Here is a 15624-nt window from a genome sequence, read left to right on the forward strand (position 1 = left end):
CCAATGCCATGTGGGGTGGGCGCTTCGCCGAAGGCCCGTCTGCAGTCATGCGCGAGATTAACGCATCCATTCCCTTCGACAAGCGGATGTGGCGTCAGGATCTGCGCGGCAGCCAGGCGCATGTGACCATGCTGGGTGCGCAGGGCATCGTTGCGGCCGAGGACGCAGCGGCGATCCATGCGGGCCTGAGCGAAGTCGCGACCGATTTCGAAGCCGAGGGCGTGCCCGAGGACCTGGCCCTCGAAGACATCCACATGCTCGCCGAATCGCGGCTGGCGCAGAAGATCGGCCCGACCGCGGGCCGCCTGCACACCGCGCGCTCGCGCAACGACCAGGTGGCAACCGACTTCCGCCTGTGGGTGCGCGACGCGGTCGACCAGGCCGAAGCGGCGCTGGGCGCGCTGCAGGACGCACTGCTGGCACGTGCCGAGGAACATGCCGACAGCGTGATGCCGGGCTTCACCCATCTCCAGGTCGCCCAGCCGGTGACGCTCGGCCATCACCTGATGGCCTATTTCGAGATGTTCGCGCGCGACCGCTCGCGGCTTCGCGATGCCCGTGCGCGCCTCAATCTCTGCCCGCTCGGCTCGGCGGCGCTGGCCGGCACCGGATTCAACCTCGACCGCGAAGCGACGGCAAAGGCGCTCGGCTTCGACGGGCCGACGCGCAACTCGCTCGATTCGGTTTCCGACCGCGACTTCGCCATCGAATATCTCACAGCCGCGTCGCAGGCCGCGCTGCATCTCAGCCGCCTGGCCGAGGAATTCGTGATCTGGGCAAGCCAGCCCTTCGGCTTCGTGTCGCTGAGCGACCAATGGTCGACCGGCAGCTCGATCATGCCGCAGAAGCGCAATCCCGACGCCGCTGAACTGGTGCGCGGGCACAGCGGCCGGATCACCGGCGCGCTCGTCTCGCTGATGATCACGATGAAGGGCCTGCCGCTCGCCTATTCGAAGGACATGCAGGACGACAAGCCGCCGGTGTTCGAGGCGCATGACCTGCTCGGCCTCAGCATCGCGGCGATGACCGGCATGGTGGAAAGCGCGACCTTCCGGCTCGACCGGATGCGCGCCGCCGCCGAGGCCGGCTTCTCGACCGCCACCGACCTGGCCGACTGGCTGGTGCGCGAGGGCGGCATCCCGTTCCGCGAGGCGCACCACATCACCGGACGCGCGGTGGCGGCGGCGGAAGCGGCAAGCATCCGTCTCGATCAGCTATCGATCACCCAACTCAAGGAAATCGACGCACGGATCGATGAACGCGTATATGACGTTCTGAGCGTCGATGCCTCGGTATCGAGCCGGACGAGCTTTGGCGGCACTTCGCCGAAGCGGGTACGGGAAGCCATCGCGGCGGCGCGCAAGAGCCGCGAGGAGGAAGCGTGATGAAGCGACTGGTGCTGCTGACCCTGGCCCTGGTGGGCGGACTTGCCCTGGCGAGCTGCGGCAACCGTTCGGCGCTCAAACCCGCGGCGACGGCGTCGCTGCCGGCAGCGCCCTATGGCGCGACTGCGACGCCGTCGCCCGGAGACCTGCTCAACCCGCCCGTCCAGACGCGCCCGGCACGTAGCGACGACCTTATCCAGAGTTCGGACCAGCGGCGCAGCGACGCCTACGACCTGCCGCCGCGCTAAGCCCAATAGGAAGTTTTCCCGTGTCCCATTTCGAAGTGATCGGCGGCACCCTGCACGCCGAGAATGTTCCGCTCGCCCGCATCGCCGAAGCAATCGGCACGCCCGTCTATGTCTATTCGACCGAGGCCTTTCGCGAGGCCGCCCGCGCCTTCCGCAAGGGGCTGGAACCGGTCGGCCGGCACCATGTCGCCTTCGCGGTGAAGGCCAATCCGAACCTCGCGGTGCTGCGCCTGCTCGCCAATGAGGGCTTCGGCGCCGATGTCGTCTCGGGCGGCGAGCTGTCGCGCGCGCTCGCGGCGGGCATCCCGGCCAAGGACGTGGTGTTCTCCGGCGTCGGCAAGACCCGCAAGGAACTCCACCAGGCGCTCGACGCCGGAATCGGCCAGTTCAACCTCGAGCTCGAGGAAGAGGGCGTCGTCCTTGCCGAGATCGCGCATAGCAAGGGCATGGTCGCCCCGGCGGCGCTGCGCGTGAACCCGGACGTCGATGCCGGCACGCACGAGAAGATCTCGACCGGCAAGGCCGAGAACAAGTTCGGCCTGCCGATCGACCAGGCCCCGGCGATCTTCGACCGGCTGGCGAAGCTGGAAGGCATCAACCTGCGCGGCGTCGCCGTGCATATCGGCAGCCAGCTGCTCAGCCTGGCGCCGCTGGAAGCCGCGTTCGAGCGCGTCGGCAAGCTCGTCGCCGAGCTGCGCGCCGCCGGCCACACGATCACCCATGTCGACCTGGGCGGCGGCCTGGGCGTGGCCTACAAGCCGGAGGACGTGCCGCCGACCTCGGCAGCGTTCGGCGAGATGGTCGCGCGGGTGACGAAGGACTGGGATGTCGAGCTGATGTTCGAGCCCGGCCGCCACATCTCGGCCAATGCCGGCGTGCTGCTCACCGAAGTGCTGTGGGTGAAGCCGGGCGTGACCAATCCCTGGGTGGTGGTCGACGCGGCGATGAACGACCTGCAGCGCGTCGCGCTGTACGACGCCTATCATGGCTTTGCCTCGGTGACGCCGAGCGGCGAGACCATGGTCGCCAATGTCTGCGGCCCGGTGTGCGAGAGCAGCGACGTGTTCCTGAAGAATCGCGAGATCGACGCACTGAAGAGCGGCGACCTGGCGGTGCTGCAGAGCGCCGGCGCCTATGGCGCGACCATGGCGAGCACCTACAACAGCCGCGCGCTGGTGCCCGAGGTGCTGGTGTCGGGGGAGCGATTCGAACTGGTCGCGGGGCGGATCACCGCCGAGACGATCATGGGCGAAGAACAGGTTCCGGACTGGCTGAAGTAAGATGACGCTGACCGCCCTGCCGATCTTCGTGAAGCTGGCAGGGCGGCCGGTGATCCTGATCGGCAGCGGTGAGGCCGCGGAGGCCAAGCGCCGGCTGCTCGAACGCGCGGGCGCCGAGATCGTCGGCGAGGAAGCGCAGGCATCGCTGGCGATCGTCGCGGCGGACGAGCCCGAACCGATTGTCGCGCGGCTGCGTTCCCGCGGGGTGCTGGTGAACACCGTCGACCGCCCGGACCTGTGCGACTTCACCCTGCCCGCGATCGTCGAGCGCGATCCCGTGCTGGTGGCGATCGGCACCGGCGGCGTCTCCGCCGGGCTCGCCGCAGCGCTGCGCCAGAGGCTGGAGACCGAGCTTCCCGCCGACCTGGGCGAGACCGCAAAGGCGCTCCATGCAGCGCGCACGGAGCTGCGCGCACGCTTTCCCGACATCGCCGATCGCCGCCGCGCGATCGGCGCGGCGCTGGCGGAAGGACTGGGCAGCGACGTGGTTGCGCGCATGCGGGCGCCGGAAGACGCCCGGCTGGTGCGCATCACGCTTGCCTCGGACGATCCCGACGATCTAACGCTGCGCCAGGCGCGCGCGCTTGCGCAGGCCGAGCGGGTGTACCATTTTCCCGGCGTGCCGACCGCCATCCTGAACCGCGCCCGCGCCGATGCGCCGCGCATCGCCTGCTCCGCCCCACCCGAAGCGCCCGGCCCCGGGCTCTCGATCTGGCTGGAGCCCGGCGCATGAGCGGCTTTGCGTATATCGTCCATGACGGGAAGGTGGAGCAGCCGATCCTGAAGGAAGCGCTGGGCAAGGATGCCGCGCTGAGCTGGATCCATCTCAATACCAATGACGAGCGTGCCCAGCTCTGGCTGAGCGGCGAGGCCAAGCTCGCCCAGCCGGTGATCGAAGCGCTGACCGCGATGGAAACCCGCCCGCGCTGCGACCTGTTCGGCCCGGCGGCGCTGATCAACCTGCGCGGCATGTCCTCCGATGCGCTCGACACCTCCGATCCGCTCGCCTCGATCCGGATGTACGCGCATGGCGGCTGCGTCTTCTCGGTCTCGCGCAAGCAGCTCAACGCGGTGCAGCCGGTGCGCAAGCTGGTCGAGGACGGCAAGGTCCTCGATCCGGGCGACCTGATCGCCGCGATCGCCCAGGCGATCACCGAGGAACTCGATCCGATGGTCGCCGAGCTGGGCGATTCGCTCGACGATTGCGAGGAGCAGATCTCCCGCCACCGCGCCTTCGACCTGCGCCGGCTGGTCAACGAGACCCGGGTCAAGGCGATCGGCCTGCGCCGCTTCCTCTATCCGCAGCGCGCCGCGCTGGAGAAGCTCGCGGGCCTGCCGGTGGAATGGCTGGCCGAGGACGACCGGCTCCATCTCGCCGCCGCCGCCGACCGCGCCGCACGCATGGCGGAAGAGCTGGAGAGCATCCGCGAGCGCGCCGCGCTGACGCACGAGACGCTGACCGACCTGCGTTCGGAACTGATCGACCAGCGCTCGCTGATGATCGCGGTGGTGGCGATGGTGTTCCTGCCGCTGACCTTCATCACCGGCCTGCTCGGCATGAACGTGGCCGGCATTCCCTGGGCGCATGAGCCCTGGGCGTTCTGGGGCGTGGTGGCGCTGTGCGTTGCCGTCGCGGTGCTGATCACCGGCTATTTCCTCCGCCGGCACTGGTTCGAACGCTAGGCGCTCAGGCGCGCTGGAGGCGATCCAGCTCGGCACGGGCGGCCGCAAGCTCGCTGCGCGCCTCGCCCAGTTCGATCGCGCGCGCGGCGATGCGGGCATCGAGCGCAAGGTTCGACCGCTTGAGCTCTTCCATCCGGTCCGAGCGCGTCATCGTGCGCTCGATGCGGGCGGCCAGCTCCTCGAAGCTGTAGGGCTTGGCGAGATAATCGTCGGCGCCGGCCTGCAGCGCCTCGACCGCGCCGGCGGGATCGTCCTGGCCGGTCACCACGATCACCGGCATGTCCGAAGTGTCACGCGTGCCGCGGATCTCCTGCAGCACGTGCAGGCCGGAGACTTCGGGCATCACCCGATCGACCAGCACCATGTCGAAACCGCGTGCGGAGATCAGCTCGAGCGCCTGGGTGCCGCTGTCCGCCAGCACGACGAGATAGCCGAGCTGGCCGAGCCGATGCGCGAGGACATGCAGGTTGGTCCGGCTGTCATCGACCGCCAGAATGGTGCGCGTGGCACGTCGGCGATTGCCAATGCCTTCCTGTGCCGAAGCCTCGTCCATGGCCGGTAATATAGCGCTGCAACAATCACGAAACAGTTAAGCGGCGCGCAACCAGCCCGATCAGCGCTCGAGGAAGCTGAAGATCTGGCCGACCATCACGTCCATCGGGCCGCTGCATTTGTCGAGCGCGTCGCCCGGCTCGATCGTGTTGATCGCCAGGCCCATCGGCGTCGGCCAGCCGCGCAGCGCATGGGTGATGGTGCGGAGCGCCTGCAGCGTCGAGACCGCCGCCTGCCAGCCCGCCGCGGTGGCGATCAGGCCGACCGGCAGCCCGTCGAAATAGGGGCGATCGTCCTTGCTCATCGCCTCGACATAATCGAGCGCGGTCTTGACCAGCCCCGACAGCGTGCCGTGATAGCCGGGCGAGCCGACGATCACCGCATCGGCCGAGCGCAGCGCCTCAAGATAGCGCATCACCGCCGGATTGCCCTCGACATTGCCCGGCTCGTAATGCGGGAAGGCGATCGCCTCGCCGGTGAGCAAGGTGGTGCGGGCGCCCCGCGCCTCGGCCTTGGCGAGCGTGACCGCGAGCAGGCGTCCAGTGGCGGATTCGGGTCGCAGGGTGCCGCCCAATGCGACGATATGAGGTGCCGACATGGCTTCCCGCTAGCCCAAAGGCTCGGCAAGCGCCAGCGTGGACCTGAGGTGCGGGCTGCGGCTATGCATCGGCAGAATCGCGCATGGGGGAGCCAAATGGTCGCAGCAACGCACGGTCCGCTGGCGGGGCTGCGCATCGTCGAACTCGATATGCCGGGTACGGTGCTATTCGCCGGCATGCTGCTTGCCGACCTGGGCTGCGACGTGATCCGGATCCGCCGTCCGGGCAGCGAGGGCAGCACCGTGGCCGCGCCGCTCTATCGCGGCCGATCGCAGGTGCTGCTCGACCTCAGCCAGGCGGCGGGGCGCGAGCAGGCGCTGTCGCTGATCGCCGAGGCCGATGGCGTGATCGAGGGCTATCGCCCCGGCGTGGCGGAGCAGATCGGCCTCGATCCGGCGCGCTGCCTCGCGCTCAATCCCCGGCTGGTCTATGCCCGCACCAGCGGCTGGGGCCGCGAGGGACCGCTTGCCGGCACGCCCGGCAACGACATCAACCATCTCGCCTTGTCCGGCGCGCTCCATGCGATCGGCCCAGCCGCCGCGCCGGTGCCGCCGCTCAACCTGATCGGCGAATATGCCGGCGGCGCGCTGTATCTCGCGCTCGGGCTGGTCTCCGGCATCCTCGCCGCCCAGGCCACCGGGCGCGGCCAGGTGATCGAAGCGTCGCAGGTCGACGGCGTCGCTTCGATGATGTCGCTCTATTATGCGCTCCACGCCTCGGGTCGCTGGGTCGATGCGCGCACGGCCAACATGGTCGATGGCGGCGCGCCCTATTATCGCTGCTATGCCTGTGCCGATGGCCGCCATGTCGCGGTGGGCGCGCTCGAGCCCCAGGCCTTCCGCGCGCTGTGCGCCGGGCTGGGGATCGCGGCGGACCGGTTCGACCCATATGACCGCGCCGCATGGCCGGCGCTGACCGAGGCGCTTGCCGCCGCCTTTGCTTCGCGGGGGCGCGACGAATGGGCGGCACTGTTCGAGAGCGGCGATGGCTGCGTGACGCCGGTGCTCTCGCTGACCGAGGCACCGCTCCATCCGCAGAACCGCGCGCGCGGCACCTTCGCGGCGCTGGACGGCGGCCTGCAGCCCGTGCCGACGCCGCGCTTCTCGGCAACGCCCGCCGAGGCGCTGCCGCCGGTGGACGAGAGCGTGGAGGAGGTGCTGGGGCGTTGGGGGGCGGCCTAGGGCGGCCTGCATTCAGGATTGGTTGGGCTCGTGGCTCCCCGGCGTTCGCCGGGGAACTGAAAAGGTTGCGTGTCGGCCCCTAGGCCGCCGGGCCGGAGGCGGTCTTCAGGCTGCTCCAGGCGCGGGCGATCTCGTCGAGGCTGTTCGCCGCGTCGCGGAACGGCGCGGGATCGGTGCCGACCGCAGCCTGCAGGATCTGGCCGCGCAGGCCGTGATAGAAGGTGGCGAGCGTCTTGGAGACATCGCCGCCCTTCTCGAAATCGAGCCCGGCCTCGAGCGCGAACAGGATCGCCGTCGCCCGCGCGACCCGCTCGCCGCGCACGGCGTAATTGCCCCGCTCGACCGCCCAAGCGGCGGTGCGCAACGCAGCGACGCCTTCCTCATAGAGCAGGCCGACCAGCGCGTGCGGATCGCCGCCGGCGGCACGGCCGACAATGTCGATCTGGCGATAGGTTTCCGCGGGGTTGGCGGCGAGAACCGAGGCGTAGCGCATCAGCTGCTGCTGTTCCACGCGGCGATCTGCTGCGTCAGGAAGCTCTGGGTCGACTTGTAGGCGGCGACCTTGGCGTCCATCGCGGCGAATTGCTGCGTCATGCGCTCGCGCATATTGGCGGTGTCGCTGACGATCTTGTCCTGCTGCTCGGCAAGCTTGTCCAGCTGCTTGGTATAGGTCTTGTTGCTGGACGTGAGGCCGGTTTCCTTGCCGGCCGTGCTGCTGCCGATCGCGGTGGCGACCAGGCTGGACAGCGCCTTGCTGATCCCCGCGCCTTCCGCGAAGATCGCCTCGACATCGTCCGGATAGGTGGAGAGCACCTTGGACAGGCGGGTGCTGTCGACCGAAAGCGTGCCGTCGCGATTGGTCTTGATGCCGATATCCGCGAGCTTGTGCGGCACATCGTCGGTGGCACCCGGCACGAGCTCGGCGAGCGACAGGCTCTTGAGCTGGCGCAGCAGGTCCTTGGCCGCCGGATCGGTGCGCAAGGGGCCGGTGATCGGATCGGTGGCGTCCTGTACCGACTTCAGCACCTGGTTATAGGTATCGACGAAGTTGGTGACCGCCTGGCTGATCGCCGCGGTGGGCGTAGCCGCGCCGATCGCCACCTTGGTGCCGACCTGCGCCGCGACGAGATCGAGCCGCGCGCCGGGGATCAGGCCCGAGATGCTGTTGGTCGGATACTTCGCCTCGACCCCGTCCATCGCGACGCGCGCGTCCTGCGCGACCTGATTGACCGACGCACTCGCGCCGACGCCGACATTGAGCGCCGACAGATCGCCGGTGCCGCTGAGCGTGAAGGCCTGCGACGCGCCGGTCGCGCTCTTCAGCACCAGCCGCGCGCCATTGTTGTCGCTGAGGATCGAGGCGGTGACGCCCGCCTTCTTGGCATTGATCGCGTCCGCGATGCCCTTGAGCGAGGAATTGCCCGAGCCGATCGTGATGTCGATCGAGGCGGCGGGCCCCTGGGTGAAATCGGTCATCGCGCCGTCGGTGACCGTGGCGGTGCCGAAGCTGAGCGTGAGCGTGCCGGTGCCGATCGTCGTCGCGCTGCCGCCCGAGAAGAGCTGCGAGCTGGTCACCTGGCCCTGGGCGAGCTGGCGTACCTCGACGGTGGCGCTGAGCCCCGACAGGTCGGCGCCGGGCAGACGGGTGATGTTGAGGATGCCAGTGTTCGAGCTGGTCGGCTGGGTCGACAGCGAGCCCGAACCGGTGAGCGACGTGAGCGCCGCCGAGAAGTCGCTGATGTTGCTCTTGATCGTGCTGATCTGCGAAATCTGCGCGGTCAGCGCGTCATTCTTCTGGGTGAGCATCGCGTTCTTGTTGGTGAACGCGTTGGTGACCAGCGAATTGACCAGCGCGGTGATGTCGATCCCCGATCCCGTGCCAAGGGTGGTCGCGATCGAAGGCGTCGGAGTCGCAGTGGTGGCCGTTGTCGTGGTCATGTCTACCTCTCCCCCGGTAAACGGCCGGCGCCGCGCCGATTTTAGTGCGCGCGTGCCTGTTTGCGGCCGTTTTCGTCGAAAAGTGCGGTGTCGGGCACGGTGACCGGCGGCATCACCGCATTGGCGCGCTTGCTGAGCTGGAAGACGAAGGCGAGCACGGTGGCGACCGCCATGTAGAGATCGTCGCGGATCTCCTGGTTTTCCTTGCTGGTGTAATAGACCGCACGGGCGAGCTGCGGGATTTCGAGGATCGGCACGTCGAGCTCGCCGGCGAGCTCGCGGATCGCCAGCGCGGTCGCGCCGCGGCCCTTGGCGACGAGCACCGGGACCTGGTCCTTGCCCTGTTCGTAGCGCAGCGCGACGGCGAAATGGGTCGGATTGGTGATGACGACGTTCGCCGTGGCCACGGCCTTGCGGAAGCCGCCCTTGAGGATCTGGCGCTGGCGCTGGCGCTGGGCCGCCTTGGCCTCGGGCGAGCCTTCGCTCTCCTTGTGCTCGTCGCGCACTTCCTGCTTGGTCATGCGCAGCTTGGCCATGTGGCGCAGGATCTGGATCGGCAGGTCGACGCCGGCGATCAGCAGCAATCCGCCCGCCATGACGAAGAGCAGGGTGAGGAACTCGCCGCCCATCGCCCCGATCGCGCCGTGCAGGTCCGCCTCGACCAGGCCGAGCGAGCGGCGCGTCATCGACCACAGCAGCCAGGTGCCGATGCTGCCGAGCAGCACGACCTTGAGCAGGCCCTTGCCCAGCTCGATCCAGCCATTGGGGCCGAAGATGCGAGCAAGCCCCGAGGCCGGGTTGATCCGCGACGCCTTGGGCGCGAACAGCTTGGAGTTCCAGCGGATGCCGGCAAGCCCGGCATGGCTGAGGATCGCGCCGATCACCGCGAGCAGGAGCAGCGCGAGCATCGGGGTGGCGAGCTTCCACCCCGCCTCGGCGATCGGGCGCCAGGGCTCGAAATCCTCGACGTCCGCAACGCCGAAGGTGAAGCTGCCGACCATCACTTCCTTGCAGGCGCGGACCAGCGAGGGGCCGAAGAACATCATCCAGCTGCAGCCGAGCAGCACGATCAGCGCGGTGCCGAAATCCTTCGAGCTGAGTATTTGCCCGTCGTCTATGGCCTTGCGCTTGCGCTTGGCTGTTGGGGCTTCTGTCTTTTCGCCGCCGGACTCCGACATCAGCCGAGCACCAGCTGCGGCATCATCGTGAGCGCTTCACGGACGATGACGACAAGGTAGTCCCCCATGGCAGGGAGCGCGAGCAGCATCGCGACGACGCCGAAGAGCAGGCTGGCGGGCAGGCCCACCGCGAACAGGTTGAGCGCCGGCGCGGCGCGGCTGAGCATGCCGACGATCAGGTTGAGGCAGAGCAGCAGGAAGCCGATCGGCAGCGAAAGCAGCAGGCCGGCGAGGAAGGTATAGCCGCCGAACATCGCGATGCCGAGCAGCCGCTCGGGCGCGATCCAGGCGCCGGGGGGCATGACGTCATAGCTGCGCACCACCAGCTCGACGAGGACGAGGTGCCCGTCGAGCGACAGGAAGATCAGGGTGAGCATCAGCGACAGGAAGGTGCCGATCGCCGGGGTGGCATGGCCGCTATTGGGATCGACCGTGTTGGCAAAGCCCAGGCCCATCGACATCGAGATGACTTCGCTGGCCACCATCGGCGCGGAGAAGGCGACCTGCAGGACAAAGCCCATGGCGAGCCCGGTCAGCGCTTCGGCGGCGATCGCGAGGAAGGTGGTGAGCGAGAAGATCTCGGCCGGCGGAGTGACGTGCGCGACGTTGAGCACCAGCACGCCGATCGCGCCGGTAAGCGCGATGCGCGCGGGCAGCGGGATCGCCATTGCACTGAACACCGGCGCCGCGATGAAGGCCGCGCCGATCCGCACCATGGCGAACAGCAAGGCCCAGAGCTGCGGCTCGATCGAGAGGCCGAAGCCCATCAGCATGGCGGCGTTACTTCACCAGATCCGGAATGCGCTCGAAGATGCTGACGGTGAAATCGCCGAGCAGCCCGAGGATCATCGAGCCGAAGATGATCAGGCTGATGCCGACCACGATCAGCTTGGGCACGAAGGTGAGCGTCTGCTCCTGGATCGACGTCGCGGCCTGGACCATGCCTAGGACGAGGCCGGCGAGCAGCGCGGGCACCAGGATCGGCGTGGCGGCGAGCGCCAGCACCCACATCGCCTCGCGCCCGACGGTGAGGAAATATTCGGCGTCCATCGCGCTAGCTCACGAAGCTGGAGGCGAGCGAGCCCATCGTCAGCGCCCACCCGTCGACCAGGACGAAAAGCAGCAGCTTGAAGGGCAGCGAGATGATCGTCGGCGACATCATCATCATGCCGAGCGCCATCAGCACGGTGGCGACGACGAGATCGATGACGATGAAGGGCAGGAAGATCAGGAAGCCGATCTGGAACGCGGTCTTGAGCTCCGAGGTGACGAAGGCCGGGAGCAGCACCGAGAAGGGCACGTCCTGCGGCTTGGCATAGGGCCCGCTCTTGGCGAGGCCGGCGAACAGGGTGACGTCCTTGGTGCGGGTCTGCTTGATCATGAAGCCATGCAGCGCCTCGCCCGACCTGGAGATCATCTCGGTCGCGCCGATCTTGCCGGCGGAATAGGGCTGGATCGCATTGGTGTTCATCGTGTTCAGCGTCGGCGCCATCACGAAGAAGCTCAGGAACATCGCCAGGCCGATCAGCACCTGGTTGGGCGGGGTCTGCTGAAGACCCAGGGCCTGACGCAGCAGCGCCAGCACGATGATGATCCGGGTGAAGCTGGTCATCATCAGCAGGATGCCCGGCAGCACCGTGAGCAGGCCCATGATGATGAGCACCTGCAGCGACAGGCTGAGCGGCGCGTTGCCGCCGCCCAGGTCGCCCAGCGCGCGATCGACCGCATCGCCCACGCCCGGGGTCGCCACCGGCGTCGGCACAGCCGGCGCCGCGCCCTGCGCGAAGGCCGGGAAGGCGAACAGCACCAGGAAGGCGAGGATGCCGATGAACAGCGCGGCGCGCCCGCCCATCGTGCGCGGGGCATGGACGATCGCGCGGGTCATTGCTGCTTGTCCACCAGGGTGACGCCGCTGCGGCTCACCGAGACGAGCAGCTTCTGCCCCTCGAACTCGATGACGGCGAGGCGCAGGCCCGGGGAGAGCATCATCGTCTCCTTGAGCTGCACCATCCGGGTCGTCTGGTTCTTGGGCAGGCGCGATTCGAGCTTGCGCCAGGCATAGAGGCAACCGACCAGCAGACCGCAGACGAGCGGCAGCAGCACGATCAGCTTGATGATGTACCAGGTCATGGGATCAACGCGCCGCGCGCTTGTCCGGGCTGACCAGCTCGGTCATCCGCACGCCGAACTTCTCGCCGACCGTGACCACTTCGCCGCGGCCGATCAGCGTGCCGTTGACGAACACGTCGAGCAGCTCATTGGCTTCGCGATCGAGCTCGATCACGCTGCTTTCACCGAGCGCGAGCAGCTCGCGCAGGGTCAGCCGGGTCGAACCGATCTCGACGGTGAGCTTGACGTCGACATCCTGCAGCAGCCGGAAATTGGCGGCGACGGCAGTATCGACCTGGAGGGAGGCCGTCATGTCGTTCATTGGAAGTCCTCTGCGTTGAGCGGTTCGAGCGAAGTGAGGCGGACCGCGGCGCGGCCGTTGGCGGTGCCGACAAGGCCGGTGCCGAGGCGGCGCTTCGCCACCATCACCGGAACCTCGGGGCCGAAATCGATCGGGATGACGTCGCCTTCCTTGAGCTCGAGCAGGCGGCCGAGCGGCATGATCGGTTCGGCAAGGACCGAGCGCACGGGCAGCGTCACCGCCATCACCGCGCGGGTAAGGCCGGAACGCCATTCGGGCTCCACCTCGTCCTTGTTGCCGTGGACCTTGACCATCAGCGCGGCGCCATGCGGCTTCAAAGCGGCGACGGGATAGAGAATGTCGAAGAAATGCGGACGGTCCTCGCCGGCCGCGAGGCCAAAGCGCGTGACCACCACCGGATCGTCGGCGCCGAGATCGGGCGCGGCGGCGAGATTGGATGCGCCCTCGGCCCGGAAGGCGATGCGCGACAGCGGCTCCCAGGCCTTGTCGAGCAGCAGCGCGCTGGACTGGGCGAGCCGGGCCACCAGGGCTTCGGCCGCGGGGGTGAACTCATTCGGCAACGGATTGGGTGCTTCGCCGTCGCCACCGAAGAATGCGTCGAGCATCTCGAAGACCAGCCCGGCCTCGAGCACGAACTGGGCGCGGGCGCGGGCATTGCCCATCACCATCGGCTGCCAGGCGGAAAGCACCCCGCCCCGCTCGGCCTTGTAGTCGGCGAAGCGCTGGACGGAGAGCGGCTCTGCCCAGGCCCGCAGGTCCTTGCGCAGCAGCCCTTCGAAACTGCCCTTGAGGGACTTGGCCAGGCGCGCGCTGAGATGCTGCAGCGTGACCAGGTCGCCGAACGGATTCAGGTTGGCCGTCCCCAGCACCGGCGCGTGTTCCGCGCTGGTCCGGGGGCGTTCCCGCCGATCGGCCGAGCCGTCTGGTGAAGGGCTGTTAACCATGCCCGTTCACTGAACGATGAAATTGGTAAAGTAGACGTTACTAACCCCGCCAAAACCTTCCTTTTCCTTCAAAACACCGTTGATTGCCTTGGCCAGCCGGTCCTGGATGTGGCGCTTGCCCTCGGCCGTGAACACCTCGTCCTCGGTCGTCTCGCCCAGCGCCATCAGCACCGCCGAGCGAATCGCGATCTCATGCGTCTTGATGTTCTCGAGGACGCGCTCGTCATAGGGCGTCGACACCGCGATGCCGACCTGGACGAAATGGACGCTGTCCTGGAGGTTGGAGGTGAACTCCTTCTCCATCGGATAATAGCTCGACGCGTATTTGTCGCCGCCTTCGCCCTTCGGCGTCGGCTTGCCGCCATGACCGGGGGCCTCGCCACCCTCCTCACCGCCATGGCCGCCCTCGCCGCCTTCCTTCATCGAGGCGCGCTTCTCGTCGCTCTTGGGCACGAGATGCGGCTCGTCCTTCTCCTCGGCATGCGCCGCGGCGCTGAACCAGCCCGCCTGCATGCCGTAGAAGGCCGCGCCACCGCCACCGCCGAGCAGCACCACCGGCAGGCCGACGAGCAGCAGCAGATTCTTCTTTTTCTTCTTCGGCGCCTCGGCAGCGCCCGCATCCTTGATATCGGCCATCATCTATCTCCGCGGGCCTCAGGCGACCCGTTCATCCTGACTGGTGGAAGAGGAAGCCTCGCGCCGCTGACCGGACAGCGGCGCCGAAGGCTGGTTGCGCTGGGGCTGCGCATCCTGGCGCTGCCCCTGGTTCATCTGCGAGCTGGCGGTGTTCGTACCGGTGCCCCCGCCATTGGAGCCGGCCGTATTCGTATCGACGCTGGTCGAGCCGATGCGGATGCCGCGCTCCTGCGCGATCTCGGCGAGCTTGGGCTGGGCGTCGGCGATCAGCTGGCGCGCCGACGGGGTATCGGTGCTGAACTGGACATGCAGCCCGGCATCGTCCTGGCGGATCGCGATATCGACCTTGCCGAGCCCTTCGGGCATCAGGCTGATCTTGGTCTCGCGAACGGGCGCGGCATCGCGCAGCGCCTCGATCCGATCGAGCATCTTCGCCGTCCATTCCTGATGTTGCGTGTCGAGCGGTGCGTCCTGCGCCTGACCGGCCGCTGCAACGGCGGAAGTGGTCTGGGTGCCGGTCGTCGGCGCGGCGAGCGTGGAAAGCGTGGATTGCGGATCGCCTGCGGCGGTCGCACCGCCCTGCGTGCGCGGGCGATCGAAGACGGCGAAGATCTGATCCGCGACCGAGGGCGATGCGATGGCAGCGCCTTGCGGCTGAGCCGGCGTGACATCGGCGATCGACAGCGTCTGCGGCACCGCCGGCTTGTCGAGCGTGATCCGCACTACCGGCGCCTCTGCCGCGGCCTGGCGCAGCTCGCGCGGGGCCTGGGGCAGCGGAACCTGGGATACCGGCCCGGCATTGGCGGGCGCGTCCTCAGTCGTAGTCGTCACGGCAGTGGCCATGGCAGCTTCGACGGCGGGATCGACCGGCACGGCGCGCGCGGCTTGCACGGCGGGGGCCGTAGCAGGCGCGGGCACTGCGGCGACGACAGCGTCGGCGCCGGGCTGGCGCGGCGCAGGCGCGGCGGGGCGTGCTTCGGCTACCGGCTTCGCTTGCGGCACTCGCGGCGCCGCCGGCGCGGCCACCTGCCGGGCGGGCACTTCGGCACCGGCCGTCTTCACCGACGCATCGCCGGTTTCGGCAGCCGGCATTTCCGGCAGCGCAACCTCGGCCCGGGCACGGCGCTTGCCGCCTCCCTCGACGGTGATCGCCGGCGCGACCTCGGCCTGCGCCTCGGGCTCGGCAGCCGGTGCGGGCGGGGGTGCCGCGGCGAACCAGGCGAAGGGCGGGGGCGGCGCATCCTCGGTGCTCGCATCCTTGTCGTCGCCATCGGCCTCGGCGCCGGCCTGCTCCTCGCTGCGGCCCTCCAGGCCCAGCACGGCATCCGGCAATTCCTTGCCGCCCTCGGCAACATCCTGCCGGCCGGGCAACAGGACCGCCGCTTCGCCCGGCTTGCCCTGAGGAGCGGCGACAGGCGCGGCGATCTTGGGCATCAGCGCTCCCAGGGCCAGCGCAAAGCCGCTCATATCCGCGGAAAGCGCGGCGTTCGGCTTGACGGGCCCTACGGTTACAGTGGGAAGCGCGGTGGCGAGCTGGATCAACTTCTGGTCCCCGTGAAACTGGTTCAC

19 protein-coding genes are annotated in these 15624 nt (G+C 68.5%); 6 read left to right on the top strand and 13 right to left on the bottom strand.

Going from position 1 to position 15624, the window contains the following annotated elements; translation table 11 throughout:
• Window positions 1-8 precede the first annotated feature (8 nt).
• From argH to HNP52_RS04420, 5 genes are read left to right on the top strand one after another with little or no spacing between them, the layout of a single operon-like run.
• Window positions 9-1385 carry an argininosuccinate lyase gene (gene argH / locus HNP52_RS04400; RefSeq protein WP_184162980.1) on the top strand — a complete coding sequence of 459 codons (1377 nt, stop codon included), beginning with the start codon at window positions 9-11 and terminating at the stop codon, window positions 1383-1385.
• Window positions 1385-1633 (top strand): hypothetical protein, encoded by a 249-nt coding sequence (locus tag HNP52_RS04405; protein ID WP_184162983.1) that lies wholly within the window; start codon window positions 1385-1387, stop codon window positions 1631-1633. The genes argH and HNP52_RS04405 overlap by 1 nt, the downstream gene beginning before the upstream one ends.
• A 20-nt stretch (window positions 1634-1653) precedes the next feature.
• The gene (gene lysA, locus HNP52_RS04410) at window positions 1654-2913 is read left to right on the top strand and encodes a diaminopimelate decarboxylase (RefSeq protein ID WP_184162986.1); all 1260 of its coding nucleotides are present in this window, start codon (window positions 1654-1656) and stop codon (window positions 2911-2913) included.
• Window position 2914: 1 nt separating this feature from the next.
• Window positions 2915-3646, top strand: coding sequence for a bifunctional precorrin-2 dehydrogenase/sirohydrochlorin ferrochelatase (locus tag HNP52_RS04415; RefSeq protein ID WP_184162988.1), 732 nt, complete (start codon window positions 2915-2917; stop codon window positions 3644-3646).
• A complete protein-coding gene (locus HNP52_RS04420) occupies window positions 3643-4596 on the top strand; it encodes a CorA family divalent cation transporter (protein WP_184162991.1) in 954 nt (317 codons plus the stop codon). The genes HNP52_RS04415 and HNP52_RS04420 overlap by 4 nt, the downstream gene beginning before the upstream one ends.
• Window positions 4597-4600: 4 nt before the next feature.
• Here the strand turns inward: HNP52_RS04420 and HNP52_RS04425 are convergent, their stop codons facing one another.
• Together HNP52_RS04425 and HNP52_RS04430 are read right to left on the bottom strand one after the other, a co-directional pair.
• Window positions 4601-5149 carry a response regulator transcription factor gene (locus HNP52_RS04425; RefSeq protein ID WP_184162994.1) on the bottom strand — a complete coding sequence of 183 codons (549 nt, stop codon included), beginning with the start codon at window positions 5147-5149 and terminating at the stop codon, window positions 4601-4603.
• A 60-nt stretch (window positions 5150-5209) separates the two neighbouring features.
• On the bottom strand, window positions 5210-5746 hold the full coding sequence (locus HNP52_RS04430; RefSeq protein WP_184162997.1) for an NADPH-dependent FMN reductase: 537 nt from the start codon (window positions 5744-5746) through the stop codon (window positions 5210-5212).
• A 96-nt stretch (window positions 5747-5842) separates the two neighbouring features.
• Here HNP52_RS04430 and HNP52_RS04435 point away from each other — a divergent pair, with 96 nt between their 5' ends.
• On the top strand, window positions 5843-6928 hold the full coding sequence (locus HNP52_RS04435) for a CaiB/BaiF CoA-transferase family protein (protein WP_184163000.1): 1086 nt from the start codon (window positions 5843-5845) through the stop codon (window positions 6926-6928).
• 79 nt (window positions 6929-7007) lie between these two features.
• On the opposite strand, the gene fliS is transcribed toward HNP52_RS04435, so the two are convergent.
• From fliS to HNP52_RS23275, 11 genes are all read right to left on the bottom strand, one after another.
• The gene (fliS, locus tag HNP52_RS04440; protein WP_311768399.1) at window positions 7008-7439 is read right to left on the bottom strand and encodes a flagellar protein FliS; all 432 of its coding nucleotides are present in this window, start codon (window positions 7437-7439) and stop codon (window positions 7008-7010) included.
• On the bottom strand, window positions 7421-8866 hold the full coding sequence (gene fliD / locus HNP52_RS04445) for a flagellar filament capping protein FliD (RefSeq protein WP_184163003.1): 1446 nt from the start codon (window positions 8864-8866) through the stop codon (window positions 7421-7423). Before fliD ends, fliS begins: the two co-directional genes overlap by 19 nt.
• 41 nt (window positions 8867-8907) lie before the next feature.
• The gene (flhB, locus tag HNP52_RS04450) at window positions 8908-10044 is read right to left on the bottom strand and encodes a flagellar type III secretion system protein FlhB (RefSeq protein ID WP_184163006.1); all 1137 of its coding nucleotides are present in this window, start codon (window positions 10042-10044) and stop codon (window positions 8908-8910) included.
• Window positions 10044-10817 carry a flagellar biosynthetic protein FliR gene (gene fliR, locus HNP52_RS04455; protein ID WP_184163008.1) on the bottom strand — a complete coding sequence of 258 codons (774 nt, stop codon included), beginning with the start codon at window positions 10815-10817 and terminating at the stop codon, window positions 10044-10046. Before fliR ends, flhB begins: the two co-directional genes overlap by 1 nt.
• Window positions 10818-10824: 7 nt before the next feature.
• Window positions 10825-11094 carry a flagellar biosynthesis protein FliQ gene (gene fliQ, locus HNP52_RS04460; protein ID WP_184163011.1) on the bottom strand — a complete coding sequence of 90 codons (270 nt, stop codon included), beginning with the start codon at window positions 11092-11094 and terminating at the stop codon, window positions 10825-10827.
• Window positions 11095-11098: 4 nt separating this feature from the next.
• The gene (gene fliP / locus HNP52_RS04465) at window positions 11099-11929 is read right to left on the bottom strand and encodes a flagellar type III secretion system pore protein FliP (protein ID WP_184163014.1); all 831 of its coding nucleotides are present in this window, start codon (window positions 11927-11929) and stop codon (window positions 11099-11101) included.
• Window positions 11926-12174 carry a flagellar biosynthetic protein FliO gene (locus HNP52_RS04470; protein ID WP_184163017.1) on the bottom strand — a complete coding sequence of 83 codons (249 nt, stop codon included), beginning with the start codon at window positions 12172-12174 and terminating at the stop codon, window positions 11926-11928. The genes fliP and HNP52_RS04470 overlap by 4 nt, the downstream gene beginning before the upstream one ends.
• Before the next feature lie 4 nt (window positions 12175-12178).
• A complete protein-coding gene (fliN, locus tag HNP52_RS04475) occupies window positions 12179-12475 on the bottom strand; it encodes a flagellar motor switch protein FliN (RefSeq protein WP_184163020.1) in 297 nt (98 codons plus the stop codon).
• On the bottom strand, window positions 12472-13344 hold the full coding sequence (locus tag HNP52_RS04480; protein ID WP_311768400.1) for a flagellar motor switch protein FliM: 873 nt from the start codon (window positions 13342-13344) through the stop codon (window positions 12472-12474). Before HNP52_RS04480 ends, fliN begins: the two co-directional genes overlap by 4 nt.
• An 81-nt stretch (window positions 13345-13425) precedes the next feature.
• Entirely contained in the window at window positions 13426-14055 is a 630-nt protein-coding gene (locus HNP52_RS04485; protein WP_184163026.1) for a flagellar basal body-associated FliL family protein, read from the bottom strand.
• An 18-nt stretch (window positions 14056-14073) separates the two neighbouring features.
• Window positions 14074-15624 carry a flagellar hook-length control protein FliK gene (locus HNP52_RS23275; RefSeq protein ID WP_184163030.1) on the bottom strand — a complete coding sequence of 517 codons (1551 nt, stop codon included), beginning with the start codon at window positions 15622-15624 and terminating at the stop codon, window positions 14074-14076.

Source organism: Sphingomonas kyeonggiensis (genome assembly GCF_014204495.1).
In the GTDB taxonomy this organism is placed as follows: Bacteria; Pseudomonadota; Alphaproteobacteria; order Sphingomonadales; family Sphingomonadaceae; genus Sphingomonas; species Sphingomonas kyeonggiensis_A.